This window comes from Bradyrhizobium sp. UNPF46, assembly GCF_006658625.1.
GTDB lineage: Bacteria > Pseudomonadota > Alphaproteobacteria > Rhizobiales > Xanthobacteraceae > Bradyrhizobium > Bradyrhizobium nitroreducens.
Window position 1 is genome coordinate 26,236 of the sequence record NZ_LFJB01000046.1, and the last position, 25,526, is coordinate 51,761.

At 65.1% G+C, this 25,526-nt stretch carries 24 protein-coding genes; 12 read left to right on the forward strand and 12 right to left on the reverse strand.

Annotated elements, in window-relative coordinates:
• Positions 1–45: 45 nt before the first annotated feature.
• A complete protein-coding gene (locus tag UNPF46_RS18885; protein ID WP_142250994.1) occupies positions 46–1,284 on the reverse strand; it encodes an MFS transporter in 1,239 nt (412 codons plus the stop codon).
• Between the two features lie 162 nt (positions 1,285–1,446).
• Here UNPF46_RS18885 and UNPF46_RS18890 point away from each other — a divergent pair, with 162 nt between their 5' ends.
• Positions 1,447–2,697, forward strand: a complete 1,251-nt coding sequence (locus UNPF46_RS18890) for a NupC/NupG family nucleoside CNT transporter (protein WP_142250995.1) — start codon at positions 1,447–1,449, stop codon at positions 2,695–2,697.
• A 6-nt stretch (positions 2,698–2,703) separates the two neighbouring features.
• On the opposite strand, the gene UNPF46_RS18895 is transcribed toward UNPF46_RS18890, so the two are convergent.
• Positions 2,704–3,774: a GntG family PLP-dependent aldolase gene (locus tag UNPF46_RS18895; protein ID WP_142250996.1), complete on the reverse strand. Its 1,071-nt coding sequence runs from the start codon at positions 3,772–3,774 to the stop codon at positions 2,704–2,706.
• A 27-nt stretch (positions 3,775–3,801) separates the two neighbouring features.
• Positions 3,802–4,722 carry an amino acid ABC transporter substrate-binding protein gene (locus tag UNPF46_RS18900; protein WP_142250997.1) on the reverse strand — a complete coding sequence of 307 codons (921 nt, stop codon included), beginning with the start codon at positions 4,720–4,722 and terminating at the stop codon, positions 3,802–3,804.
• A gap of 209 nt (positions 4,723–4,931) precedes the next feature.
• Here UNPF46_RS18900 and UNPF46_RS18905 point away from each other — a divergent pair, with 209 nt between their 5' ends.
• Positions 4,932–5,786 carry a LysR substrate-binding domain-containing protein gene (locus UNPF46_RS18905; RefSeq protein ID WP_246668693.1) on the forward strand — a complete coding sequence of 285 codons (855 nt, stop codon included), beginning with the start codon at positions 4,932–4,934 and terminating at the stop codon, positions 5,784–5,786.
• A gap of 36 nt (positions 5,787–5,822) precedes the next feature.
• On the opposite strand, the gene UNPF46_RS18910 is transcribed toward UNPF46_RS18905, so the two are convergent.
• Positions 5,823–6,350, reverse strand: a complete 528-nt coding sequence (locus UNPF46_RS18910) for a cupin domain-containing protein (protein WP_142250999.1) — start codon at positions 6,348–6,350, stop codon at positions 5,823–5,825.
• A gap of 210 nt (positions 6,351–6,560) precedes the next feature.
• Here UNPF46_RS18910 and UNPF46_RS18915 point away from each other — a divergent pair, with 210 nt between their 5' ends.
• Positions 6,561–8,690, forward strand: coding sequence for an O-linked N-acetylglucosamine transferase, SPINDLY family protein (locus tag UNPF46_RS18915; protein WP_142251000.1), 2,130 nt, complete (start codon positions 6,561–6,563; stop codon positions 8,688–8,690).
• A 172-nt stretch (positions 8,691–8,862) separates the two neighbouring features.
• Here UNPF46_RS18915 and UNPF46_RS18920 read toward each other — a convergent pair whose 3' ends face one another.
• Positions 8,863–9,150 (reverse strand): usg protein, encoded by a 288-nt coding sequence (locus tag UNPF46_RS18920; RefSeq protein WP_028177340.1) that lies wholly within the window; start codon positions 9,148–9,150, stop codon positions 8,863–8,865.
• Positions 9,151–9,528: 378 nt separating this feature from the next.
• Here UNPF46_RS18920 and UNPF46_RS18925 point away from each other — a divergent pair, with 378 nt between their 5' ends.
• The 3 genes from UNPF46_RS18925 (at position 9,529) to UNPF46_RS18935 (ending at position 11,959) form a co-directional block, all read left to right on the forward strand.
• Complete coding sequence (locus UNPF46_RS18925) at positions 9,529–9,843, forward strand: co-chaperone GroES (RefSeq protein ID WP_097658337.1); 315 nt, start codon at positions 9,529–9,531, stop codon at positions 9,841–9,843.
• 43 nt (positions 9,844–9,886) lie between these two features.
• Positions 9,887–11,527, forward strand: a complete 1,641-nt coding sequence (gene groL, locus UNPF46_RS18930) for a chaperonin GroEL (protein WP_100176750.1) — start codon at positions 9,887–9,889, stop codon at positions 11,525–11,527.
• 144 nt (positions 11,528–11,671) lie between these two features.
• The gene (locus tag UNPF46_RS18935; RefSeq protein WP_142251001.1) at positions 11,672–11,959 is read left to right on the forward strand and encodes a GIY-YIG nuclease family protein; all 288 of its coding nucleotides are present in this window, start codon (positions 11,672–11,674) and stop codon (positions 11,957–11,959) included.
• A 63-nt stretch (positions 11,960–12,022) separates the two neighbouring features.
• Here UNPF46_RS18935 and lepB read toward each other — a convergent pair whose 3' ends face one another.
• Both lepB and UNPF46_RS18945 read right to left on the reverse strand, forming a co-directional pair.
• Entirely contained in the window at positions 12,023–12,772 is a 750-nt protein-coding gene (lepB, locus tag UNPF46_RS18940) for a signal peptidase I (protein WP_142251002.1), read from the reverse strand.
• A 128-nt stretch (positions 12,773–12,900) separates the two neighbouring features.
• Entirely contained in the window at positions 12,901–13,740 is an 840-nt protein-coding gene (locus tag UNPF46_RS18945; RefSeq protein WP_142251003.1) for a LysR family transcriptional regulator, read from the reverse strand.
• Between the two features lie 126 nt (positions 13,741–13,866).
• Here UNPF46_RS18945 and UNPF46_RS18950 point away from each other — a divergent pair, with 126 nt between their 5' ends.
• From UNPF46_RS18950 to UNPF46_RS18965, 4 genes are all read left to right on the forward strand, one after another.
• A complete protein-coding gene (locus tag UNPF46_RS18950; protein WP_142251004.1) occupies positions 13,867–14,460 on the forward strand; it encodes a cysteine hydrolase family protein in 594 nt (197 codons plus the stop codon).
• A gap of 11 nt (positions 14,461–14,471) precedes the next feature.
• The gene (locus UNPF46_RS18955) at positions 14,472–15,101 is read left to right on the forward strand and encodes a glutathione binding-like protein (protein WP_142251005.1); all 630 of its coding nucleotides are present in this window, start codon (positions 14,472–14,474) and stop codon (positions 15,099–15,101) included.
• Between the two features lie 109 nt (positions 15,102–15,210).
• Entirely contained in the window at positions 15,211–16,566 is a 1,356-nt protein-coding gene (locus UNPF46_RS18960) for a caspase family protein (RefSeq protein WP_142251006.1), read from the forward strand.
• Between the two features lie 82 nt (positions 16,567–16,648).
• Complete coding sequence (locus tag UNPF46_RS18965; protein WP_142251007.1) at positions 16,649–17,473, forward strand: SDR family NAD(P)-dependent oxidoreductase; 825 nt, start codon at positions 16,649–16,651, stop codon at positions 17,471–17,473.
• A gap of 60 nt (positions 17,474–17,533) precedes the next feature.
• Here UNPF46_RS18965 and UNPF46_RS18970 read toward each other — a convergent pair whose 3' ends face one another.
• Positions 17,534–18,622 (reverse strand): DUF2778 domain-containing protein, encoded by a 1,089-nt coding sequence (locus UNPF46_RS18970; protein ID WP_174718888.1) that lies wholly within the window; start codon positions 18,620–18,622, stop codon positions 17,534–17,536.
• Positions 18,623–19,277: 655 nt separating this feature from the next.
• On the opposite strand from UNPF46_RS18970, the gene UNPF46_RS18975 reads away from it, so the two are divergent.
• The gene (locus UNPF46_RS18975) at positions 19,278–19,802 is read left to right on the forward strand and encodes a FecR domain-containing protein (RefSeq protein WP_181770006.1); all 525 of its coding nucleotides are present in this window, start codon (positions 19,278–19,280) and stop codon (positions 19,800–19,802) included.
• Between the two features lie 73 nt (positions 19,803–19,875).
• A complete protein-coding gene (locus tag UNPF46_RS18980) occupies positions 19,876–21,762 on the forward strand; it encodes a CHASE2 domain-containing protein (protein ID WP_142251090.1) in 1,887 nt (628 codons plus the stop codon).
• 192 nt (positions 21,763–21,954) lie between these two features.
• On the opposite strand, the gene UNPF46_RS18985 is transcribed toward UNPF46_RS18980, so the two are convergent.
• The 4 genes from UNPF46_RS18985 to UNPF46_RS19000 form a co-directional block, all read right to left on the reverse strand.
• Positions 21,955–23,457: a glycosyltransferase family 39 protein gene (locus tag UNPF46_RS18985; RefSeq protein ID WP_142251009.1), complete on the reverse strand. Its 1,503-nt coding sequence runs from the start codon at positions 23,455–23,457 to the stop codon at positions 21,955–21,957.
• 7 nt (positions 23,458–23,464) lie between these two features.
• Positions 23,465–24,598 (reverse strand): glycosyltransferase family 2 protein, encoded by a 1,134-nt coding sequence (locus UNPF46_RS18990; RefSeq protein ID WP_142251010.1) that lies wholly within the window; start codon positions 24,596–24,598, stop codon positions 23,465–23,467.
• A 259-nt stretch (positions 24,599–24,857) separates the two neighbouring features.
• Positions 24,858–25,061 (reverse strand): hypothetical protein, encoded by a 204-nt coding sequence (locus UNPF46_RS18995; protein ID WP_100181105.1) that lies wholly within the window; start codon positions 25,059–25,061, stop codon positions 24,858–24,860.
• A 65-nt stretch (positions 25,062–25,126) separates the two neighbouring features.
• Entirely contained in the window at positions 25,127–25,507 is a 381-nt protein-coding gene (locus UNPF46_RS19000) for a hypothetical protein (protein WP_100176738.1), read from the reverse strand.
• Positions 25,508–25,526: the final 19 nt, after the last annotated feature.

The window sequence follows — 25,526 nt, forward strand, 5'->3', positions numbered from 1 at the left end:
CGCAACGCTGATGCGTTGCGGCTTGTCCGGGACACGGGGCTTCCCCTACTCCAAGCTCTCCACCTTCCGCAGGCTCGGGAACAGCTTCATCCAGAGCAGCGCCACCGCGACGGTGGCAACGCCGCCGAGCACGGCGGCGGGCATGGCGCCGAGCAGCGCGGCTGCCACGCCGCTTTCGAACTGGCCGAGCTGGTTGGAGGCGTTGATGAACAGGAAGTTCACCGCGCCGACCCGGCCGCGCATCTCGTCGGGGGTCGAGAGCTGCACCAGCGAAAAGCGGATCACGACGCTGATCGTGTCGGCGGCGCCGAGCACGGCGAGCGACAGCACCGACAGCCACATCCAGGACGACAGCGCGAACACGATGGTGGCAAGACCGAACACGATCACGGCCTGGAACATGCGCAGGCCCACGTGCCGTGAGATGGCGTGACGTGCCAGCACCATGGTCATCAGCAGCGCGCCGACCGCGGGCGCGGCGCGCAACACGCCGAGCCCGACCGGGCCGGTCTGCAGGATGTCGCGGGCATAGATCGGCAACAGCGCGGTGACGCCGCCGAACAGCACCGCGAACAGATCCAGCGAGATGGTGCCGAGGATCGCCGGCTTGCTGCGAATGAAGCGGACACCGGCGAAGATATTGTCCGTCTCCGTCCCCGCCTTCGCGATGGCCTGCGGGCGCGGCCGGATGAAGCCGGTCAGAATCATCCCGAAGATCCAGAACAGCACCATCATGGCATAGGCAAGATGCGGTGCGAGTGCATAGGCCAAACCGCCCAGCGCAGGGCCCGTGATGGTTGCGACCTGCGCCGCGCCGCTGGAGACGGCGGTGGCGCGCTGCAGCGAGCCCTGCGGCGCGATCAGCGGCAGCAGCGCCGCCGTGGTCGGGCTCTCGAACGCGCCGGCGATCCCGAGCAGGAAGGTCGCGATGAAGATCTGCACTTCACTGACCGCGCCGACATAGGTGATGATGGCGAGATAGAGCGCGGTCGCGGCCTCCACGAGCTGGCAGAGCTGGACCACGCGCTTGCGCTCGAAGCGGTCGGCGGCATGGCCGGCGACGAACACCAGGAGCGCGGTGGGCAGGAACTGGACGAGGCCGACCATGCCGAGATCGAAGGCCGATCCGGTGAGATCGTAGATCTGCCAGCCGATCGCGACCGCCGCGATCTGGCTGGAAAAACGCGACAGGCTGCGCGAAAGCAGGAAGAACAGGAACGCGCGGTGCGCAAGAAGCGCGCGGGCGCTGACCGGCGGATGTCCGGATATTGGCTGCTCTGGCATCGCCTTTCGGGTCACCCTCGGACCGCTCTCCCCCTTCGACGTGGACGGGGCCTCGCGTGACCGAGGTCGACCGGCTTGTCAACAGTGGGGCGCTTCCAGCTGCTCCCGGCATTGCCTTTGCAGCGCGGGCGCGGCCATAATCATTGAGGGTTTGGGGACATCATGCTGCGCTTGCAATCGGCACTCGGCATTTTCGCATTGCTGTTGATCGCCTTCGCGCTCGCGGAGAATCGGCGCGCCGTGTCGCTGCGCCAGGCCGCGGTCGGCCTGCTCGTCACCTTCGCCACCGCGATCGTGCTCCTGAAGCTGCCGGTCGTCGCGCACGCCTTCGGCGCCATCAACGACGCGGTCGGTGCGATCTCGGCAGCCTCGCGCGCCGGCTCCGCCTTCGTGTTCGGCTATGTCGGCGGCGGCACCCTGCCCTTCGACCTCAAGGTGCCCGGCGCCGATTTCATCCTGGCGTTCCAGGCGCTGCCGATCGTGCTGGTGATGAGCGTGCTGACGACGCTGCTGTTCTACTGGCGCGTGCTGCCGCCTGTTGTCCGCGGCATGGCCTGGCTGCTGGAGCGGACGCTGGGGGTCGGCGGCGCGGTGGGCCTGTCGACCGCGGCCAATATCTTTCTCGGCATGGTCGAGGCGCCGCTGTTCGTTCGGCCCTATCTCGCGCAGATGACCCGCAGCGAATTGTTCCTGGTGATGACCGGCGGCATGGCGGGCATCGCCGGCACGGTGCTGGTGCTCTACGCGACGCTGCTCGCGCCCCTCATCCCGGATGCCGCCGCGCATTTCGTCATCGCGTCCGTGCTGGGGGCGCCGGCCGCGATCCTCGTCAGCCTGATCATGGTGCCCGAGACCTCGGACAAGCGCACCGGCGGCGCGTTGGAAGACCCGGAGATGCACGTCGCCGGCACGATGGACGCGATCGTGAAGGGCACCACCGCCGGTCTCGAGCTGCTGCTCAACATCGTCGCGATGCTGCTGGTGCTGGTGGCGCTGGTCTATCTCGTCAACGCCATGCTCGGCCTGCTGCCCGCCATCGGCGGCGCAGCGATCTCGCTGCAGCGCCTGCTCGGCCTCGTGATGGCGCCGGTCTGCTGGCTGATGGGATTGCCGTGGGATCAGGCCGTCACCGCCGGCAGCCTGATGGGCACCAAGACCGTGCTCAACGAATTGATCGCCTATGTCGACTTCTCGAAGCTGCCGCCCGGCACGCTCGACCCGCGCTCGCGCCTGATCATGCTCTACGCCATGTGCGGCTTCGCCAATTTCGCCAGCCTCGGCATCATGATCGGCGGCCTCGGCGTGATGGCGCCGGAGCGGCGCGAGGAGATCAACACGCTCGGGCTGAAGTCGATCGTGTCGGGGACGCTGACGACGTGCCTGATGGGCGCGGTGGTGGGGGTGCTGGCGTAGGCCTTTCTAAGCGAAAGTTTCCGCCACGAGGCGAAATGCCATGACGGCGCGATCAATATCCGCATCGTCGATATGGCGGTGGGTCACGCAGCGCAGTCGCTGTTTGCCCCAAGGTCTCGCCTTCACGCCAGCCTTCTCCAGAGCCGCAGACCACGCGGCGCCGTCACGCCCGGAGCGGGAGACATCGACCTGCACGATATTCGTCTGCGGGATTGTCGCACTCACCTCTGGATGCATCTTGTTCAACGCATCACTCAGGGCGCGCGCTCGCCTGTGATCCTGCGCCAGACGCTGCCCCATGACCTGAACGGCCTCCAGGCCCGCTGCAGCAAGGACACCGATCTGGCGCTGCGAGCCCCCCAGCATGCGGCGAAACCTGCGGCTCCTGTCGATCACGGCGCGCGGCCCGGCGAGCACGGCGCCGGCCGGCGCACTCAGGCCCTTCGACAGACACAGGGCGACCGTGTCGCAATGCCTCGCGACCTGATCCGGCGCCACGCCAAGGGCGGTTGCGGCGTTGAAGATCCTCGCTCCGTCGAGATGCACCGGGACGCCGCGAGATGAGGCCATGGCGTGGACGGCCTGCATGTGCTCCAGCGGCAGCACGGCGCCGCTCGCATTGTTGTGCGAGGTTTCCATCGCGACAAGGGCGGTCTTGAGCCTGAGCCCCTCGCCCTGCAGGGCGTCCTCAAGCAAGTTCAGGTCCATCGCGCCGGCGGTCCCGGCGACAGGAAGGTGGAACAGCCCCGTCAACGTCGCCGCGCCTCGTTCAGACACATACATATGAGCGGTCGATTCCAGCACGACCTGTTCGCTGCGCTCCGACTGCGCGAGCGTCGCCAGGAGATTGGCCATGGTGCAGCTCGGCACGAACAAGCCGGCCTCCTTGCCCAAGGCCGCAGCCGCAACGGCCTCCAACTCCCGCGCCGTGGGGTCGCCGTCCAGCCCGTCATCGCCCAGCGGCGCCGAGGCCATGCGGGCGTACATCGCCTCGGTCGGCTTGGTGACCGTATCGCTGCGCAGGTCGATGGGCGGCAAGTCGGCGGCCGCCGAGTTTGTTTCGTTTTGCTGTGCCATGACGGACGTCCTAGAGCGCCTTGCGAATTATTCGTAGACCGCCGGGTCGCCGGAATCGGTCGGGTTCGCCAGCGCCCGCTTGAGAGCCGCGCTCATCGGAAATTTCAGGTTGAGACCATGCGGCGGGATCGGCGAATTGAAATATTTGTCGTAGAGCGCCGCAATCCGTCCGTTCTTGATCAGATCGATCACGGCGTCGTCGACGACTTTCTTGAAAGCAGGATCATCCTTGGGTTCGACGATGCCGTAAGGAGCCAGCTCGAGACTCTTGCTGCCGATCAGGAAGTCATCCGGTGTCCTCGACGAGGCGACCGTAGCATAGGCAAGACCGTCATCGTTGGCGGTACCGGCCGCCCGGCCCGACGACAGCATCAGGAAGGTCTCGGCCGTGTCCTTGGCCGGCACGACGGTGATGCCGAGATTGTTCTTGGCGTTGATCAGCGTAATCACCTTGAAAGTCTGGCCACCGGCCTGGGCGGCGATGGCCTTGCCGCGAAACGAAGCCGGGTCGTTGACGTCGACCCCGCCATCCTTGCGCGCGACGAGGACGACCTGCGCAACGAAGATGGTGGGAGAAAAGGCGACGAGTTTGTGCCGCTCGAGATTATTGGTGGTGTTGCCGCATTCGAGATCGATCGTCCCATTGGCGAGCAGCTGAAGACGCGTCGCCGAGGTTATGGGCGCGTAGCGTGTCTCGAGCTTGGGGAGCTTGAGGGCCGTCTTGATCGCCTGCACCACATGTTCGCAGATTTCCACGGTGTAGCCGATCGGCTTCTGGTTGTCGTCGAGATAGGCGAAGGGCACCGAGGTCTCGGGATACCCCAAGGAAATCGAACCACTCTCGCGGATCTTGTCCAGCCTGCTCGCACCCTGCGCCAGGGCCGGGTTCGAAACAAGACATACAGCGGCGATCGCCGTGGCCAGTGTCTTGATGACGGTCGCTTTCATGACGTCCCCCTCTCGTCGCAAATGCCCGCCCGCGGCGTGAGCCACGGCAGAGCTCCCCGCGAACGGCCTCATGCTCTGGACTATCGCCCAAAAGCTCGATCTGATGGAAATTCCCGTTTCACACTCTCCTATACGGATTTGATATGGCCGCCAGACGCATGGGCTTGAAGCACGTGGAGGCATTTCGGGCCGTCTTCCAGACGGGATCGATGACGCAGGCTGCCCAGCGCATGCATACCTCGCAGCCCCAAATCAGCCGCCTGATCGGACAGCTGGAAGCGATCACGCAACTCCCGCTGTTCGACCGCAGTGGCGGCCGCCTCCGCCCGACGGTGGAGGGATCGCGCTTCTTCCAGGAGGTCGAGAAGACTTTCATCGGCCTGGCCGGCCTCGAGGCCAGCGCAGCCAGCATCCGTTCCTTCGGCATGGGGCGGCTCAGCGTTGCGGCGATGCCGCGCCTGGCCGGCGGCCTGCTGACGCACATCGCGGCGCGCTTCAAGATCGACTATCCGCACGTGATGATCTCGATCCGATCCGGCACGGCGAGCGCCGTACACGATTGGATCAGCTCCGGGCTTTGCGACACGGGGCTCGCCATGCTCTACGGCGAGGTTGCGGGAGTGAATGTCGAGCCCGTGCTCAGGACCAAATGCGTCGCAATCATGCCGAAGGGGCATCGTCTTGCGCAAAAGAAAACGCTGCGCCCCGCCGATTTTGCCGATGAGGCGTTCATCTCCTTCGCCACGGGGAGTCCACTCCACGATCGCATCGATACGATCTTCGCGCAGGCGGGCGTCACGCGCCGCATTGTTGCGGAGACGGATCTCGGCGCATCGGTCTGTGCTCTGGTCGCGGCCGGTCTCGGCGTCAGCATCATCAACCCGGTTGCCGCGCACGACGAAAGCGCGAGCGCGGCACTGATCACCCACCCCTTCAGCCCCGCCGTCCCCGTGACGATCGCACTGCTCTACCCGCCTTATGCCGCGCGCAGCCGCCTGATCGATGCCTTCGCCGAATATGCTCGCAAGATCATGAGTGCGGAACTGGGCTATCTTGGGCGCTAGTTGCCCCGCGTCATCCGGGCTACAAGAGGCACGCGCCTACGCCTTCAGCTCCACCGTCCTGAACTCCGCCGGCAGGATCACCTCAAGCAGCTCGACGTCATCCGAATAATCCAGGATCATGTGCTTGATCTTCGGCGGCTGGGTCCAGGCACTGCCTTCCTTCATCAAGGTCTCGCCCTGCCCGTCCATGTAGGTCTTCACCCAGCCCTTGAGCACGTAGACCATCTGGAACTCGACGTCGTGGAAGTGCAGCTTCGAGACCTCGGCCGGATTGCACGGGCCTTGCAGGCGGATCACATGCGCTTGCGCAAGACCATGTGTCGCATCGGCAATGCCGAGGTCGCGGTACTTGGCGTAGGCGCGCAGGCCGTCGGCCTTGAAGTCTTCCTCGCGGTGATGGCTGATCGCGATGCGTTGTCTCGGGCGCGCGGGCTTTTTCGGAGCCGCGACGGGTGCCTTCGCCTTCACCGCCTTGCGCGCCGGCGATCGCGCCGCCGCCTTCACGCCGCTGCGCTTCTTCACTGCGGTCTTCGCCGCGGGTCTTGATGCCTTTTGCTTGGACATTGTCTGCCTCCCTGATCGGAGCCGTGCCCGCCGGACGGGCGCGCCCCGAAGGCAGACTAGCCAGTCTTGGACGAGGCAGCAATTGCGGGGCGTAAGGCTGGTCACACGAAGATCGTAGCTTGTCCGAAGCTGTCGTCGCGAACGGCCCTTATCTCGTATTCGTTTTCTCGCTGAATTAATCTTGCAGGGAGATTCTGGGGGACTTGATTCATGGGCGGCAGCGTAGGTCAGCGTGCATTTCAGAATGCCCGGCTTCAGAAGCGGCAAAAGGCGGAAGTGCTGCCGCTGGTCGGGCACGCTCTCCAGCTGCACAAGATGGGACTTCTGCCGGAGGCGCAGGCCGCCTATCGCCAAGTCCTTCAGCTCGCGCCCAACCAAGTCGTCGCGCTGCACATGCTCGGCATCATGGAGTCCGATGCCAAGAACTATCAGCAGGCCGAAAGCCTGCTGCGCCGGGCGGTCGCTGCCGATCCACGATCTGCCGATGCCCATATGAGCCTCGGCATCGCCCTCAACGGCCTCCGGCGTCACGACGAGGCCTGCGCGAGCTACCGAAAGTCCCTCGCCTTGCGGCCCAACCATGCCGTCACGCTTTCCAATCTCGGCAATGCGAGCGTGGCCCTGGAGCTTCACGAGGAAGCGCTACACAGCTACGACAAGGCGCTCGCACTCGACCCGAACCTTGCCGAAGCCCATAACGGCCGGGGTTGGGCGCTCTGCCGTCAGCGCAGCTATGACGAGGCCGTCGCAAGCTTGAACCGTGCGCTGTCGATCAAGCCCAATTACGCCGCGGCGCTCGCGAACCGCGCCACCGCTTTGCGGGAACTTCAGCGATTTGACGAAGCCCTGGCAGACGGCAATCGGGCCATCGCGCTGGCACCCGACGACGCGAATGGGTGGCTCGCAAGGGCCGGTGTGCTGCTCCAGATCCAGCAGATTGCCCAGGCCTCGCACGATTGCGAGCAGGCTCTCGCGATCGATCCCGGCTCCATTCAGGCTCATCTGGTGCTGGGTCTCTGCCTCGCCGGACTTGGCCGGGTCGACGAAGCCCTCGCCAGTTTCGACAGGGCGCTCGACATCCAGCCTGACCTGCAGAGCGCGATCTCCAACAAGATATTCACGCTCGACTTTGCCGGAGACGCCACCGTCGAACGGCATCAGCAGGCGCGGCAGGTGTGGTGGGAGCGTGTCGGCGCGAAAATCGCTTCGGAAGCGGCAAGACCGCATGGCAACAGCCGCGATCCGGACCGCCGCCTGGTGCTCGGCTATGTCTCGTCGGATTTCAACGCGCATTCGGCCGCGTTGATCTTCATGCCGGTCCTTCAACACCATGACCGGGCACAGTTCGAGATCGTATGCTACGCCTGCTCGTCGAAAGTGGATGCGACGACCGGCGAATTTCGGAAGATCGCCGATCGCTGGCGCGACGCCTCGCAATGGACCGAGGATCGCCTCGCCGACGAGATCCGCGCTGACGGCATCGACATCCTGATCGATCTGTCCGGCCATACCAGAGGCAACCGCCTCGGCGTGTTTGCGCGCAAGCCGGCGCCGATCCAGGTCCATGGCTGGGGCCACGGCACGGGCACCGGGCTGCCGACGATCGACTATCTGATGTCGGACCCGGTCGCGATTCCTCACGACGTCCGGCATCTGTTTGCGGAGACCGTCGTCGACCTGCCATGCTTCGTGACGCTGGCGCCGCTGCCGGACGGGATTGCGCGGGCGCCTACGCCGGCGATCTCGAACGGCTTCGTCACCTTCGGCGTCTTCAACCGCATCAGCAAGATTTCGGACGAGGCCGCGCAGGTCTGGTCCAGGATCCTCGAGCAGGTGCCGGGCTCGCGACTGCTGATCAAGGATGTCGCGCTGGATGACGAGATGGTCCGCGAAAATCTCCTGGCGCGGTTCGGTTCTTGCGGATTGCCGGCCGAACGCGTCGAATTGCTCGGAGCCACCTTGCGAAGCGAACATCTGGCATCGTTCAATCGCGTCGACATCTGCCTCGACCCGTTCCCGCAGAATGGCGGCGTCAGTACGTGGGAAGCCCTGCAGATGGGCGTGCCGGTGGTCGCGAAGCTCGGCAACAGCCTGCCGAGCCGTGCTGCCGGCTCCATCCTCACGGCGCTTGGCCTGCCGGACTGGGTCACCGATAGCCGTGAAGCCTATATCGACATCGCAACGAGCCGAGCCTCAGAGATCAGCGAGCTCGACAAACTGCGCCGCGAACTGCCTGACACGATCCGGGCCGCAGCCGCCAGCAACCCCGTCTCATACGGGCGCGCGGTGGACGAGGCCTATCGCGCGATGTGGAGACGCTATTGCAGCGAAGGCGCCTGATTGCGGCTCAGGCGATCACGCGGCTAGCGCGTTCGCTCGACGCAGCCGCAATGGAGATATCGCAGGGTTGGCAAGGCGAAAGCGTTCCCACGACCTCTCTCAATCAGAGGCAGATGGTGGGCACGGCGCACCAAGAGCGCGCCTTTGCCCACCGACGAGACCGCTGTTCGCCTCAATGCAGCCGGAATACGCCGTCCACGGCGCGCAGCTCGGCCGGCTTGATCAGCTTGGAATGCGCCACAGTGACCGAATGGAGGGGACCGTCGAGCTTTTCCTGCCAGAACGCCAGGAAATCCTTCAGCGCCGGGAATTTCGGAAACATGTCGTAGTTCTGCCAGACGTAGGTCTGCAGCAGCGAGGGATGATCCGGCATTCGATAGAGAATTTGCGCCGTCGTCAGCCCGTAACCCAGCATCTGTTTCCGGAAATCCTCGGAAACGCCCCCACTCCGCAAGCCCATGCCAACCTCCTTTGCAGGAGCGCATTCAAGGGGGCGGCCTGGTCGGTGTGCGCCTTACGAGCCACCCGGTACTGATGCGCTCACATGAGAGAAATGTGACGCAAACTGACAATCCATCTCAAGCCCAAAAGTTTAACAAGCTGTTGAAATTCAATGCGTTAGCAGCAGATACAGCACCGTGCTAATACGGGCTCTGCTTCGGTTAACGATGGGAATGAGATTTTGGCAGACCGCGCTTCCGAGTGCTTATTTTTCTGCTAGAAGCCCTTGCCCCCGCAAAAATCCTGCCTTATCTCAAGCTGGCCCGCCTGGCACTCGCCGGCGGCGACTGCTAACAATCTGAAATCATCAACCCGAGCAATTGCTTAGGAGGACTGCATGAACTTCCGTCCGCTTCACGACCGCGTCGTGGTCAAGCGCATCGACGCAGAAGAGAAGACCGCTGGCGGCATCATCATTCCCGACACGGCCAAGGAAAAGCCCTCCCAGGGCGAAGTCATCGCCGTCGGCCCCGGTGGCCGCGACGAGGCCGGCAAGCTGATCCCGATCGACCTGAAGGTCGGCGACCGTGTGCTGTTCGGCAAGTGGTCCGGCACCGAGGTCAAGATCGACGGCGTCGATCTCTTGATCATGAAGGAAAGCGACATCATGGGCGTTCTCGACGTCCCCGCTTCCAAGAAGAAGGCGGCCTAAGAGCCCCTCTCTCACCCAGCTAAACACCTAAGGAAAAATCCAGATGGCAGCTAAAGAAGTCAAATTCTCCGTCGATGCGCGCGACAAGATGCTTCGCGGCGTCGACATCCTCGCCAACGCGGTGAAGGTCACGCTCGGCCCGAAGGGCCGCAACGTCGTGCTCGACAAGTCGTTCGGCGCTCCCCGCATCACCAAGGACGGCGTCACCGTCGCCAAGGAGATCGAGCTCGAGGACAAGTTCGAGAACATGGGCGCGCAGATGGTGCGCGAAGTCGCCTCCAAGTCCGCTGACGCGGCCGGCGACGGCACCACCACCGCGACCGTGCTGGCGCAGGCGATCGTGCGCGAAGGCGCCAAGTCGGTGGCCGCCGGCATGAACCCGATGGACCTCAAGCGCGGTATCGACCTCGCGGTCGAGGCCGTCGTTGCGGACCTCGTCAAGAACTCCAAGAAGGTCACCTCGAACGACGAGATCGCTCAGGTCGGCACCATCTCGGCCAACGGCGATGCGGAGATCGGCAAGTTCCTCGCCGACGCCATGAAGAAGGTCGGCAACGAGGGTGTCATCACCGTCGAGGAAGCCAAGTCGCTCGAGACCGAGCTCGACGTCGTCGAGGGCATGCAGTTCGACCGCGGCTACATCTCGCCCTACTTCGTCACCAACGCCGACAAGATGCGCGTGGAGATGGACGACGCCTACATCCTCATCAACGAGAAGAAGCTCTCCTCGCTGAACGAGCTGCTGCCGCTGCTCGAGGCCGTGGTGCAGACCGGCAAGCCGCTGGTCATCGTCGCCGAAGACGTCGAAGGTGAAGCGCTCGCGACCCTGGTCGTGAACCGCCTCCGTGGCGGCCTGAAGGTCGCGGCCGTCAAGGCTCCGGGCTTCGGCGATCGCCGCAAGGCCATGCTGCAGGACATCGCGATCCTGACCGGCGGCCAGGCGATCTCGGAAGATCTCGGCATCAAGCTCGAGAACGTCACGCTCAACATGCTCGGTCGCGCCAAGAAGGTGATGATCGACAAGGAGAACACCACGATCGTCAACGGCGCCGGCAAGAAGGCCGACATCGAGGCGCGCGTGGCCCAGATCAAGGCGCAGATCGAGGAAACCACCTCGGACTACGACCGTGAGAAGCTCCAGGAGCGTCTTGCCAAGCTCGCGGGCGGCGTCGCGGTGATCCGCGTCGGCGGCGCGACCGAGGTCGAGGTGAAGGAACGCAAGGATCGCGTTGATGACGCGATGCATGCGACCCGCGCGGCTGTCGAGGAAGGCATCGTCCCGGGCGGCGGCGTCGCCCTGCTCCGTGCTTCCGAGCAGCTCAAGGGCCTGCGCACCAAGAACGACGACCAGAAGACCGGCGTCGAGATCGTGCGCAAGGCGCTGTCGGCTCCCGCTCGCCAGATCGCGATCAACGCCGGTGAAGACGGCTCGGTGATCGTCGGCAAGGTGCTGGAGAACAAGACCTACGCCTACGGCTTCGACTCCCAGACCGGCGAATATGGTGACCTCGTCAAGAAGGGCATCATCGACCCGACCAAGGTGGTCCGTACCGCGATCCAGAACGCAGCTTCGGTGGCAGCGCTCCTGATCACCACGGAAGCCATGGTCGCCGAGCTGCCCAAGAAGGGCGGCGCCGGCCCGGCGATGCCCCCCGGCGGCGGCATGGGCGGCATGGACTTCTAAGGGTCCAACGTTCTCAAGAACTACGAAACCCCGGCAGCGATGCCGGGGTTTTTGTTTTCTATTGATACACGTTAAGATAGTGCCACAGCGTCATTCCGGGGCGGCGCAAAGCGCCGAGCCCGGAATCCATTTCACGGCTTGCTCATGGCCTATTGCGTCTATCTCCTCGCCAGCAAGAAGTACGGCCCGCTCTATTTAGGCGTGACGAACGATATCGTCCGACGCACTTACGAACATAAAAGCAAAGTCGTTGCAGGGTTCAGCAAACGATACTCTGTCGATCGGTTGGTCTGGTACGAGATCTACGACGACCCCATCACCGCGATCACCCGCGAGAAGGAACTGAAGAAGTGGCGGAGGGAATGGAAAATCCGGCTCAGAGAAGAGAAGAATCCTGAATGGATTGATCTCTATCCGCAAATTGCGGTCTGACCTCGCGGATCAATGGATTCCGGGCTCGATGCTGCGCATCGCCCCGGAATGACGGAGTAAGCCTCACTCCACCCTTCCCAGCCGCTCCATATGCGGCTCGCCGTCTTCGTCGAGCGACCAGAAGATGCGCGTCACCTTGCCGATGAGGTTGTCCATCGGCACGAAGCCGAACGTCGACATCATGCGGCTGTCGGTGGAATTGTCGCGGTTGTCGCCGAGCACGAAGAAGTGGCCTGGCGGCACGGTGAAGACGCTGGTGTTGTCGAGGTAGCCGTTGTCGTCGCAGTCGTTGGTCACATAGGAGGCGCCGTTCGGCAGCGTCTCGCGCCAGCGCTTGACCTTCGCCTCCTCATCGCTTCCGCAGGTCGAACCGGCGGGCTTCGCTTCCAGGGCGACGCGCCTCACCGGACGGTCGTTGAGGATGAGCTGACCCTGCCGCATCTGGATGCGGTCGCCAGGCAGCCCGACCACGCGCTTGACGTAGTCGACCGAATTGTCCTTCGCGGTCCGGAACACGACGATGTCGCCGTATGCGGGGTCGGCGGCCAGGACGCGGCCCGAGATGAAGGACGGCGCGAAGGGAATCGAGTAGCGGCCGTAGCCATAGGCATATTTGGCGGCGAAGACGTAGTCGCCGACCATCAGCGTCGGCGCCATCGAACCCGAGGGGATGCTGAACGGCTGATAGAGCACGAAACGAAACAGGATCAGCGGCGACCACAGCACCGGGACCAGCAGGATCAGGATGAGGATCGCCTTCCATTCCCGCGCCTGCGCCCGCGAGGGCCGGATCGTTTCCGAAAGAGTGGTCATGCACTTGCCCCGATCAGGTCTCGCCGCGAGATTACGCAACTCTGGCGCACGCGTAATCCCGGCTCCGTGATCTTGGTCGCACATCGCGCGGACCGCGTTCAATTTGCAGGGCTGGACCTCCCCGGCGGTCAGCCGGGCGACACTTCCCTGAAGCAGTGCCTCACCCAGTCGATCGTCACCCGCGTCGCCGCGTCGCGCTTGAGATGGTTCTGCACCAGCAGCCAGACGTCGCGCCGCTTCGACAGCAGCGTGGCGCGCAGGCCGCGGTCGGCGAGCAAGGCGGTGCAGCTGTGCTCGGGCAGCACGCCGACGGCCTGATGCGACTGGATCATGGTTCTGATGATGCGGACATTGTCCGTGATGCAACGGACGTTCGTCAGCCGCTTCGCACGCAAGAACTGCGATTCCGGGATCGTGTCGAGCTCGTCCGGATAGACGCAGGCGATCGGCTCGCCACCCGAGCGGTCGGCAGGCTCGAAGAAATACAGCCTGACGTCACCAAGCTTGGAGATGGTGAAGTCGCCCTTCTCGGGCTTGCGCAGGCGGATGGCGAGATCGGCCTGCCAGCGCGAGAATTTGACGTTGCCGCTGGAGGTGAGGAATTGCAGGGTCAGGCCGGGATGATCGCGCAGGAGGTTGATCGCCCGCGGCGCCAGCAGTTCCTCGGCGACCGCATTGGTCGAGGCGATGCGAAGGCGCCCGACCGGGCCCGGCTGGCTCTCCTTGATGCGATCGATCGCCGCGGCATGGGCGGCCATCACGCCGACATGCTCGAGCACCGCCTCGCAATGACGCGTCGGCCGCCGCAGCCCGTCCACGGCATCGAACAGCGGCACGCCGAGATCGCGCTGGATGCGCGCCAGCCGGCGGCCGACGGTGGTCTCGTCGATGCGGAGCCGCGCGCTGGCGCCGGCATAGGTGCCCTCGTCCCTCACCGCGGCGATGATGCGCAGATCGTCCCAGTTCATGGGGCCGAGTCTAGCAGCCCATGCCACCGCCTGCAATTCTGCAGCCGTAAGCTGCAATAGTCCTGCACAATGGCAGGAAGCGGCTGCGCTAATGTCGCCCCATCCGATGCGCTAGAAGGCCCTGACATGACCGCTCCCAAGACACTGCTCGAACTCGCCGGCGCCGATCTCAATCCGCCGAAGCTGCACGAAGCCTGCCTCGTGCTGATCGACATCCAGAACGAATACTGCGCCGGCCCGCTGGCCCTGCCGGATGCGCAGCCGGCGATCGCAGCAGCCGCGCGCCTGCTCGCGCGGGCCCGGGCGAGCGGCACCGCGATCTTCCATGTCGCGCACAAGGGCCGCGCCGGCGGCCTGTTCGACCGTGAGGCCGCGCGCGGCGCGATCGTCGAGCGACTGGCACCGCTCGCGAGCGAACCCGTGATCGAGAAGGCGCTGCCGAACGCATTCGCCGGCACCGACCTGCAAGAAAAGCTTGCCGCGACCGGACGCAAGAACATCGTGCTGGCCGGCTTCATGACGCACATGTGCATCTCCTCGACCGCCCGCGCCGCGCTCGATCTCGGCCTGCGCACGACGATCGCGGCCGACGCCTGCGGCACCCGCGACCTGCCCGACGGCCACGGCGGCACGCTGGACGCCCGGACCATTCACGAGGTCGCGCTGGCCGAGCTCTCGGACCGCTTCGCGATCGTCACGCAGAGCGATGCGCTGACCTGACGGAGCCGATCATGCTGCAACTCTATTTCTTTCCCATGGCCTGCTCGCTCTCCAGCCGCATCGCGCTGATGGAGGCCGGCATCGAGGCGCAATATCACCTCGCTCATATCTGGACGAAGAAGATCGTGGACGACGGCAGCGACTTCCGCGGCGTCTCGCCGAAGGGCGCGGTGCCGGTCCTGGTGCTCGAGAACGACGAACGGCTGACCGAGAGCGCGGCCGTACTGCAATATATCGCCGACGTGAAGCCGAAGGCCGGTCTTGCGCCGTCGTTCGGCGATCCCGATCGCTATCGGCTGCAGGAATGGCTGAGCTTCATCGGCGCCGAGATCCACAAGGCGTTCCTGTTTCCAACCTTCTGGTACAAGGACGACGGCTCGCTGGCCAAGCCGCGCGCAAGAATCACGCAGACCTTGGCGGTGCCGGCGGCGCATCTGGCGGAGCGCGAGTTCCTGGTCGGCGATCGCTTCACGGTGGCGGATGCGCACCTCACCTGGGCCTTGCTGCTGCTCCGTCCCGCAGGGCTGGACATCGCGCAATGGCCGTCCTTGTCGGCCTATCTCGAGCGCATGCAGGCGCGGCCGGCCGTGCGGGAGGCGGTTGCAACGGAGATGGCGCTGCGCAAAAACCTCGCGGCGTGACAGGATGCCACGGCTACCGAACTTGGAAGGGCGATCGCGAGGGCATTGAAGTCGGCGCGGCATGCGCTAATCTGACGGGATATTTTTCAATTTTTCCCGGACGGCTTTCATGCGTCTCTTTTCAAGATGTCACCTGCCCGGATTCTGTTTGGCTCTCCTCACCTACTGGCTCGGCCTTGGTTCCGTCTTTGCGGAGACGCGGGTCGCACTGGTGATCGGCAACGGCGCTTATGCCGCGACGGCGCAGCTTCCGAACCCTTCGCACGATGCCGAGGACGTCGCGGCCTCGCTGAGGCGCAGCGGCTTCGAGGTGATCCAGGGCATCGACCTGCGCCAGGCCGACATGCAGGACCTCACCATCCGCTTCGCGCGCGCTGCGAGCCGCGCCGACGTCGCGATGTTCTACTACAGCGGCCATGCCATGCAGTACAACGGCGTCAACTATCTGATGCCCGTCGACGCCGTGCTGGCGGACGAAGCCGACCTCAAGCGCTTCGTGCGCGTCGACGACATCATCAACGATCTGCAGCAGGCCAAGAACCTGCGCATCCTCGTGCTCGATTCCTGCCGAGACAATCCGCTGGCCGAAACCCTCAAGCGTTCTGCGGGCGCGACGCGTGCCGCCTCGATCGGGCGGGGCTTGTCGAAAGTCGAGGCCCCGCGCGGCACGATCGTGTCGTTCTCGACGCAATCAGGTCAGGTCGCGGCCGATGGCGCTGGCCGCAACAGTCCCTACACCAGCGCGTTCCTCAAGCACATCGAGGAGCCGCACGAGATCGGCGACGTCTTTCGCGACATCAGCAGCGACGTCTATGACGCGAGCGGCAAGTCCCAGCTGCCCGAACTGTCGCTGTCGATCATCGGCAAATTCTATCTGAACGGACCGGTGACGGTGACGGTCGCGCCGGCGGCGCCGCAGGCCGCGCCGAAGGCCGACCCCTGTTCGGCTGCGGAAGCGCATTGGAAAGCCGCCGACGGGATCGGCACGCTGGCGGCCTTCGAGGACCATCTCGCGCGATTCCCGAATTGCATCTTCGCTACCCTCGCCAAGGCGCGCGTTGAAGGAATGAAGCAGAAGGTGGCGGTGGCGCCGAGCGGCAACGCGCGAGCCACCGGCAGCAAGGATTTCGACGGCAACTGGGACGTGACGCTGAACTGTCCGCCGACCGGCAAGGCGCAGGGATTCACAAGGCCGCTGGCCGCCACGGTGACCAACGGTGTGTTTCACGCCGAGGCCCAGAGCAGAGACGGCGTCAACCGGCTGGAGATCGACGGCCAGATCCCGGCCGACGGGAAGACGACCCTGAGCGCGCGCGGCACGACGGGAGCGAGCACCTACACCCTCAATAACGTCGCGCCCGGCTCGCCTTACGCCTTCACGGTCGATGCGCAGTTCGATCGCACCCGCGGCAGCGGCAAGCGCAACGAGGCGCGCGCCTGCAATCTGGTTTTCGTCAAGCGCTGATCGTGCGATATCACGCGGTGCGGGCAATGGCGGTCGGCCCCGACCCCGCAACACGCGGACATCTCACGACAGGAACAAGATCATGGCAACGCATGACGGAACGAGGATTCTTGCCGGCAGGATCGCGCTGGTGACCGGCGCAGGCCGCGGGCTCGGCCGCGCCTTCGCGGAGAGGCTCGCCGCCCTCGGTGCCGACGTCGCCATCCACGGCATGCGCGAGAACGGGCCGGCGGAATATGGCGAAGGCACCACGCTCACCGCGGTGGCCGCAGAGATCGGCCAGCAGTTTGGCGTCCGCAGCCAGCGCGTGCTGGGCGACCTCACCAAGGGCGAGGACATCGCGCGCGTGATTGCCGAGACGGAAAGCGCGCTCGGCCCGATCGACATCCTCGTGCACAATGCCGGGGGCGACATCGCGGCCACCGGCGGCAAGCCCGATCCGAACGACGCCGTCCACATCAAGGAAGCGGATGTGCGCGCGGTGCTGGAGCGCAATCTGCTCTCGACCATCCTGACCTGTCAGGCGGTCGCGAAGGGCATGATGGAGCGGCGGGCTGGCCGCATCGTCACGCTCGGCTCGGTCGCTGCCTTCAAGGGGCGCACCCAGGGCTCGATCTACGCGGTGTCGAAGGCGGGCGTGACCCACTACACGCGATGCCTCGCCGACCAGCTTCGCCCCTACGACATCGCCGTCAATTGCATCGCGCCGGGCGACACCCGCACCGGCCGCTTCCTCGGCACGCGCGCGGTGGACCCTGGCCGGATGGTCGAGACCGGCACGCTCGATCGCATCGCCACCGTCGACGAGGTCGCGCGCGTCGTCGAGCTCTTCGCAGGACCGATGGGCGCCTTCGTCTCGGGCCAGGTGCTGCGCATCGACGGCGGCGGCCAGTGCTGGCCCGGTTGAAATCGAAAAAGAAAAGGGCCGCTGCGACGCGGCCCTTTCGTTATCCGAATTTTACCGAGCTCACTCGACCCGCGCCAGCACCGCGAGCTTGCGGATGCCCTTGTTGCGATAGGCGTCGAGGAACGCGTAGTAATCCTTGAACGACACGCAGCCGTTGGAGTCGCCGTTGGGCCCGAGCATGAAGGTGTGGGCGAGCAGGCCGTCGCGGCCGTAGATCGCGCTCTCGCCGCCGATCGGGGTCAGGCGCAGCGCCGGCACGCCGTGGAACAGCGCCTCGCGCGGCTTCAGCGTGTAGATGTGCGGCGGTGTCACGCCGCGCATGCGCGTGCGCTGGGAGCGCGGATCGTCGAGATTGGAGCCGAGGCCCGAATGCGCCTCGAGCTTGGTGCCATCGGGCAGGTACACCGTCTTGGCCGTGATGTCGTAGACTGCGGTGTCGCGCTCATAGGGCGGCGCACCGCCGAACATCGGGTTCTGCTCCTTCGGCGCGATCGCCGAGGTCACGCTGGCATCGGCCGAGGCATAGGCCAAGAGCCCGCCGGACGGCTCACGCTTGCCCCAGAGCTTTTCGACCATCGACTGGCGCGGCCCGGTGATCGACATCACCGCCGCCTTGGCGCGGTCCGCGAACGACTTCTTCGCTTCGGGTGCCGGCACGATCTGCGCGGGATCTGCCGAGGCGAGCTGCACCTGGGCATCCGGAGCGCGCTTGGTCTTGTCCGCGGCCTTGTCGGTCGTCTTGTCAGTGTTCTTGGCCGGGGCCGGCTTCAGCGCCTCCGCGACCTTGGCGATCACGCTCTGCTTCGGCTGATCTTTCACCACCGCAACCTGGGTCGCGGGCGCCGCGCTCGCTGCGTTCGACGCCACACCCTGGGTCGCGGCCGCCGCAAAGCGCTCGTTGAACATCTCGCGCGAGATCGGGGCGGCCACCTGCAAACGGTCGGGCAGCAGCGCGAAAGCTTCCTTGATGGCGTCGCCGGCCTCGCGCAGCGCGACCTTGGGCGCACGTTTCACCACCGGCTCGTCGTAGCCGATGCTACCGACGGTCGGATAGACGCTCGCGCCGAAGACGTTGTTGTAGATGGTCCAGCCTGCGCCCATCACGACGCAGCCGATCGCTGCGGCGCCAAGCCAATTGGTCGTGGTCATTTTCCGGGAAGATTTCCGCGAATTTCTCTTGGACTTCCGTGCCGCGTTACTTTGCGCAGCGATACTCGTACTCATTCGCCTTGCGTCCAGGACGGTGTCACTCAGTCCCCCTTCAAAGTGCCGCTGGTCACGATCCGGGAACAGCATCTCGCAGAGGGTCGGAGCGTCATTAAGGCGACTTTTAGTTAAATGCGGATTAAGTTCGGGCGGATGTGGGGCAACTCGTTAACGCTGTCTCATTCTGAGAAAAAAGCCCGCAAAACTACGGACTTAGACGCGTCTGTTAACCATAATTCTCGGCCGGATCGGAGCATTCAGCGGACCTCGCCGGGCCCCCTCTCTAAGCGCATCCAACCAAGTCCTTTTCGTGGTCATCAATGCCCGGAATGATACCGGGAAAGGGTTGTGCGAGGCTGGTGCGCGCGCGCCTTGCCAGCCGCGGCGCGAGAGGCCGCTGCATGGCACAAGGGCCACACATCGCGCACAGAACACTCGCGCGACACAGTGCCTGACCGAAAGTTGATCGCACCGATCTGGAAAAGGCCGTGCGGAGAAAATACCTCCAAACTCGGCACTTTTCGGCAACCTCTGCGTGTGATACGGTACCGTATCAACATCGCCTTGAACTGTGCCAAGCACGCAAACGGAGGCTGGCATGAGTAGGTTCGCGGGCGCCGGCTTTTTCGCCCTGGCGTGGTTGTTTCAGATGATCGGGTATGCGAGTGCACAGCCTGCCGCCAATGCGGGCTGCACGTCATCGCCATCGGCCGCGAGCACACAAGTCTGGCGCTGCGACAATGGCATCACCATCGTTGCAGAAAACGGCGCCAGATTTGAACTAAAGGACGCCAACCGCGACGGACATATAGACTCCGTCGAGTTGAGCAGCAGAGCCCTGCTGGTCGAGGTGCCCAAGAAGCCCGGCGGCAATCCCTTCAAGGTGCTGACCCCGCAGGCGATTGCCGCGGTGCGCGGCACAAGATGGGCGGTCGACGTCGCTGAGGCCAAGACCTCCGTTTTCGTCGCTGACGGCCGTGTCGGCGTCAGCCGCAGGGCTCGCGGACGCGGCGTCGTCCTTGGCCCCGGCGAAGGCGTCGACGTCGAAGCGACCGGCCCGCTGACCGTCAAGACATGGGGCCAGCCGCGCGTCGACGCGCTGATGGCAAGGCTGGGTCAATAATGCCGGGTCAATGGGGCTTGGTCGATCAGGCTTTGGTCAACAGGCCTTAGAACAGAGAAGATTGCAGTACGTAGTGACTAGACCCGTTCAGATCCTGGTGGCACTCGTCCTCACCGCGTTGTGGGGTGCCGGCATCTATGCCGCGCACGCCGCCGGCCATCTGCGCTTTCTCGACCGCCTCGAAGCGACACTGACCGATTGGCGGACCCAGGTCCGCGGCGTGCAGCGTCCGCCCGATGTCGTCACCATCGTCGCGATCGACGATACCGTGGTGAAGCGCGGCGGCAGCTATCCACTGCCGCGCGCCGATCTCGCCCGGGTCGTCGACACCATCGTGCAGTTCAAGCCGAAGGTCGTCGCGATCGATCTCCTCCTGGTCGACCGCAGCGCCGCGATCGGCGACGCAACGCTTGCCAACACGCTGGCTACCGGCCCCATGGTGCTGGCCGCCGCTGCGATCTTTCCCAGCGCCAGCGAAACCGTGGAGCCGAGCAGTGCGGGCCCCCTCGCCGTGCTGCCGCAGGCAGAACGCTTCCTGCTGCCGTTGCCGGCGTTCGCCGACCACGCCGAAGTGGGCGTTGTCAACGTCGCGACGGGGCAGTCGGGCTCACCGCTTTCGGTGCCGATGCTGTTCCGGACGCACGACAAGGTCGAGCTGTCATTCCCCTTGCGGGTCGCCACCCGCGCGCTCGACAAGCCGCTGACGATCGCCTCGGATCACCTCATGCTCGGCGAGCGTGCGGTACCGACCGATGCCGATTTCGCGCTGCCGATCACCTATTACGGTCCGCGACGCACCATCCGCACCGTCAGTGCGCAGAGCATCTTCGACGGCACGCTCGATCGCACGGCGATCGAGAACCGGATCGTCGTGATCGGCGCCTCGGTCGCCGGCGGCGGCGACTTCTATCCCACACCGTTCGATTCGCTGATGCCCGGCGTCGAAGTGGTCTCGACCGCGATCACGCATCTCGTTGCCGGCGACGGCATCGTGCGCGATTACAGGGTTCATGTTGCCGACGCGCTCGCTGCAATCCTGCTGCCGATGCTGCTGGTCGGCTTGCTGGCCTGGCGGCGCAGCGCGCTCGGCATCATGGCGGCGGCTGCAGTGATGATCGCCTGGGCCAGCCTCAATGCGTTCGCCTTCACGCATGGCGTCTGGCTGAATGCGGCGACCACGCTCGCCGCCGCAGTGCCGCCGGTTGCGATCTTTGCCGGCGTACAGCTGTGGGTCGGAGGCCGCCGCACGCAGTATCTCACAGCCAAGAGCAGCTCGCTGGCCCGGTTGCAGGCGCCCGCAGTGCAAGAGTGGCTGGCGCGAGATCCGAATTTCCTGTCCAAGCCGGTCCGGCAAAACGCAGCCGTGGTCTTCATCGACCTCTCCGGCTTCACGGGCTTAAGCGAACAGACCGATCCTGACGCGATCCAGGAGGTTCTGAAGGCATTTCACGCGTTGATCGACAGGACCGCGGTCGATTGCGGCGGCACGATCACGGGCTTTCTCGGCGACGGCGCCATGATCCTGTTCGGGCTTCCGGGTGCGATGCCCGATGATGCGGCGCGCGCGCTGAAATGTGCGATCGACCTGCATCGCGGCATCGAACGCTGGATCGCTTCGCTGCCCCCCGCCATCGGCGATCGGCTGGGCTTCAAGATCGGCGCGCATTTCGGCGATATCGTCGCCTCTCGCCTCGGCGAGAGCCACCAGCACATCACCGCGACAGGCGACACCGTCAACGTCGCGAACCGGCTGATGGAGGTCGCCGTCCAGAACGATGCGCGGCTCGCGCTGAGCGATACGCTGCTGGATGCCGCCGACTTCCACGGGGCGCCCGACGGCACTCTGTCGGGCCCCATCCTCGCCCGCGTCCGCGGCCGCTCGGGCGTCGTGACCGTGTGGTTCTGGCGCGATCAAAGCGGGCCAGGCCACGCTGCGACAAAGGCTGAAGTAATCAGCTGAGTAGCGTCGTCCGCTTGCCGAACACTCCGCTGTCATCCCCGCGAACGCGGAGATCCATACCGCGTGATCCATCGATGAGCGCAAGTGGCCGTACCGACTGAAAGATCGCCCACGAACAGTCTTCGCCAAACTTCTCCCTGGGGGTATGGGTCCCTGCGTTCGCAAGGACGACGGCATGGAGAATGAACTCTGCTACCTTGCTTCCGGCGGCGGCGAACGGTCGAGCACGTCGCCCTTGGCATCCTCCAGCAGATCGATGCCGTAGGTCTCGACCACGAGTGGCCCGCGCTTGCGCTGCAATTGCGCGATCTGCGTGACCTTCGCAAAGAGATCATTGAGGGCGGGGTGACCGCCCGCGCGCAGCTCGTCGACATAGAGCAGCTTGCCCGCGAGCAGCTTTGGATCCGGCTCGCCCATGTTGACCCAGCGGATACGCTGGTTCTGCTGCAGCACGCAGGTGCCGCGCGGCAAATAGAAGGCGAGCCAGCCCGTGGTGCCGTAGTCCTGCGCGAGCACGCAGGTCGCACCATGGCGCGCGCGCACGGCTTCGATGTCCGCGGCGAGCTCGCGCCAGCCGACGCCGACGCTGCGCACGGTCGCGTCGCGGCGATAGCCCGACAGCCAGCCGGTGTTGGCCTGCACGATCAGCGCGGCAAACATCACGATGCCCGCGGGCGCGGCCCAGCGCAGGCAGAAATCCACGAGGCGCCGCTGGCGCGGCCTCCACTGCACGAGATTGGCGGCGGCGCCCGCGGCGAGGACGAAGGGCGGATAGACCGGCGCAAACCAATTGGCCTCGACCCGGGCATGCAGCGAATGCCAGACGAAATAGGCGACGATGGTCCAGAACAACGCCTCGATCAGCACGCGCGAGGCCAGCGCGCCGGCGCGCTGCCAGGTCAACGCATGCAATCCCATCGCGCCGAGGATGAAGACCAGCGGGGTCGCGAACGCGATCTGGGTCGGGATCAGCTCGGCGATGAAGACCGGGCGGAAATCCTCGATCCTGGCGCGGCCGAGCTGCTTGGCGAACGAGACCCATTGATGATCCGCATTCCAGAGGATCACCGGCGAGAACAATGCCAGGGCAACGAGGCCGCCGAGATAGGGCCAGGGCGAGAGGAACCAGCGCCGCAGCTTCGGCACGCAGGCGAGCCAGATCAGGATTGCAGCGCCAAAGAACATCGCGGTGTATTTCGACAGCAGTGCCGCGCCGACCGCGGCGCCGACCGCGAGCCACCAGACGCCTCGCCCGGTCTCGAGCACCTTGGCGAGGAAGAACAGCACGAAGCTGGAGGCCACCAGCAGCGGCGCATCCGGCGTCACGATCAGCGTGCCGACGGAGGCCAGCAGCGTCACGTTGAGCAGGATGGCGCTGGTCGCGGCGACACGCACCCCGCCGAACAGGATCGCCGCGGAGCGGTAGATCGCATAGCTCATCGGCAGCGCGAGCAGGATGGAGACCAGGCGAACGCCGAGCTCGGTATCACCGGCGATCATGGTGCCGGCGCGGATCACGTAGGCGACCATCGGCGGATGATCGTAATAGCCGCCCGCCAGGTTCTTCGACCACATCCAGTAATAGGCTTCGTCGAAGGTGATCGGCGTGAAGGCGGCGGCGACCAACCGGAGGGCCACCAGCGCCAGAATCAGCAGCGCGGTGTTGCGGACGATCCGCGCGTCAGCTCCGCCCATCGTGCGGTTATTTCTTGCGCCAGACGAACAGGCCCGACATCGCGTAGTTCCACACTACGCCCATCAGCGCACCGGCCATGCCGGCCAGCCACCAGATCGGCTCCTGGTCGTACACCGAGAAGGCGACGCCGACATTGGCAAGCAGACCGACGCTGCACACGATGTAGAAGGCGATCAGGCCGCGCAGCAGCGCAAAGCCCTTCAGCCGCTGGTCGCGATAGGTGAGGAAGTTGTTGAGGACGAAATTGCTGGTCATCGCGACGATGGCGCCGGCGGCCTGCGCCTCCGCGAACGGCGCTTTGAACAGCTGAAGTCCTATGAACAGCGTGGTGAGGTGCACCACGAGGCCGATGCCGCCGACCATCGCGAACAGGACGAAACGCAGCGAGACGATGTCGTTGGTCAGCTTGGCGAGCACGAGACCGAGGAAATCCAGCGCGACCATGGAATCGAGCTTGCTCTCGCCGTGCTGGCGGGCGCCGAAGGTGTAGGGAATCTCGACGGCCCGCAAGCCACCATGCGCGGTCGCGACGAGGTCGAGCAGAATCTTGAAGCCGTGCACCGACAGCTTCGGCGCGAGCTCTTCGAAACGGTCGCGGCGGACCATGAAGAAGCCGCTCATGGGATCGGCGATCTCGACCCGCAGCACCTTCCTGGCGACTTCGGTCGCCAGCGCGCTGGCGCCGGCGCGCTGCTTGTTGAAACCTTCGCTCTTGTAGCCCTCGATGTAACGGCTGCCGACCACGAGGTCGGCCTGGTCGCTGGCGAGCAGCAACAGCATCTTCGGCAGCTGCGTCTCGTCGTGCTGGAGGTCGGCGTCGATCACGGCCACGAAGGGCGCGCTCGAGGCCAGGATGCCCTCGATGCAGGCGCCCGACAGGCCGCGGCGGCCGATGCGGCGGATGCAGCGCACGCGGCTGTCGCGCTGCGCCAGCTCACGCACGACGTCCCAGGTGCCGTCCGGCGAATTGTCGTCGACGAACACGACTTCCCAGGCGACGCTGGCCAGCGTCGCCTCCAGGCGCCGGTACAGCACCGTGACGTTGTCGCGCTCGTTGAAGGTCGGAACGATGACCGACAGTTCCGGGCCCTCTTGAGCCTGTGGCGGATGGTCGGAGCCGGGTCTGATCGCTTCATTCATGGCGGCAGCGTATATCCGCCGCGTCCGGCGCTGCCAAGTTCTTGCGCTGTCAAGCCGGGGGTTCTGTGGGAAAGGCCCCAAAAGGGGTCCTAAAATGCCAACGACCCCGGAACGGCAGGCCGCGCGTACATCCGGCGCGAGCCCAAGCTATTCCAAGGTCGTCCCAGCGCCGGAGTATTTCTCTCAACGTCGCCGTTAGAAGCTAGATGGGAACGGCAAGTCCCGTCCGCAAGGGGGCGAAAACCGGGATTCTGGTGCCTTATTGGTTCGGCACTTCCCGGATGATCGGCCCCCGGGGCGCGGGCGCGGCGGGGGCAACGGGGGCCGCAGCCGGGGCCGGCTCCACTTTCGCCGGTCTGGGCGGCTTGCCGTACTGGCCGATCGGCCCGAACACGACGGCGACCGCAAGCACGATCGCGGCGACGATCGCGCCCAGAATGCCACCCATCGACTCAGACGCCATGAAACCCATCCCTCATCCAGATGCGCCCCGTGATACCACGGATGCGCGCGGAGCCGGAAGGGCCCCTACTTCGCTGGCGGCCTGTGCTTGACGAAAGCCGACACGATATCCTTCTGCGCAGACTCCACCGCCCTGTTCGCGGTCGCGAGATGGGCGCCGGCATCGATGTTCGGATATTGCGTGGTGAGATAGTCGAGCAGCGCCACCCGGTAATATTGTCGCTCCGACGGACAGGCGCCCGCGACCGAGCGGCCAAAATCCTGTTCCGTCATTCCCTGATTGCTGTCGCGCGAATATTCCCGCGCCAGGCAATGCCAGTAATCGTCGCGGCCCTGCTGGGCGAGCTTCTGCGCGCCTTTCGCGTCGTCATCATCCGCCATGACCGAAGACATCATGGCAGCAGATGTCATCATGACGAGCCCCGCTCCCACCGTCAGCATCCGCATCTTGTTCTCCTTCTTCGCA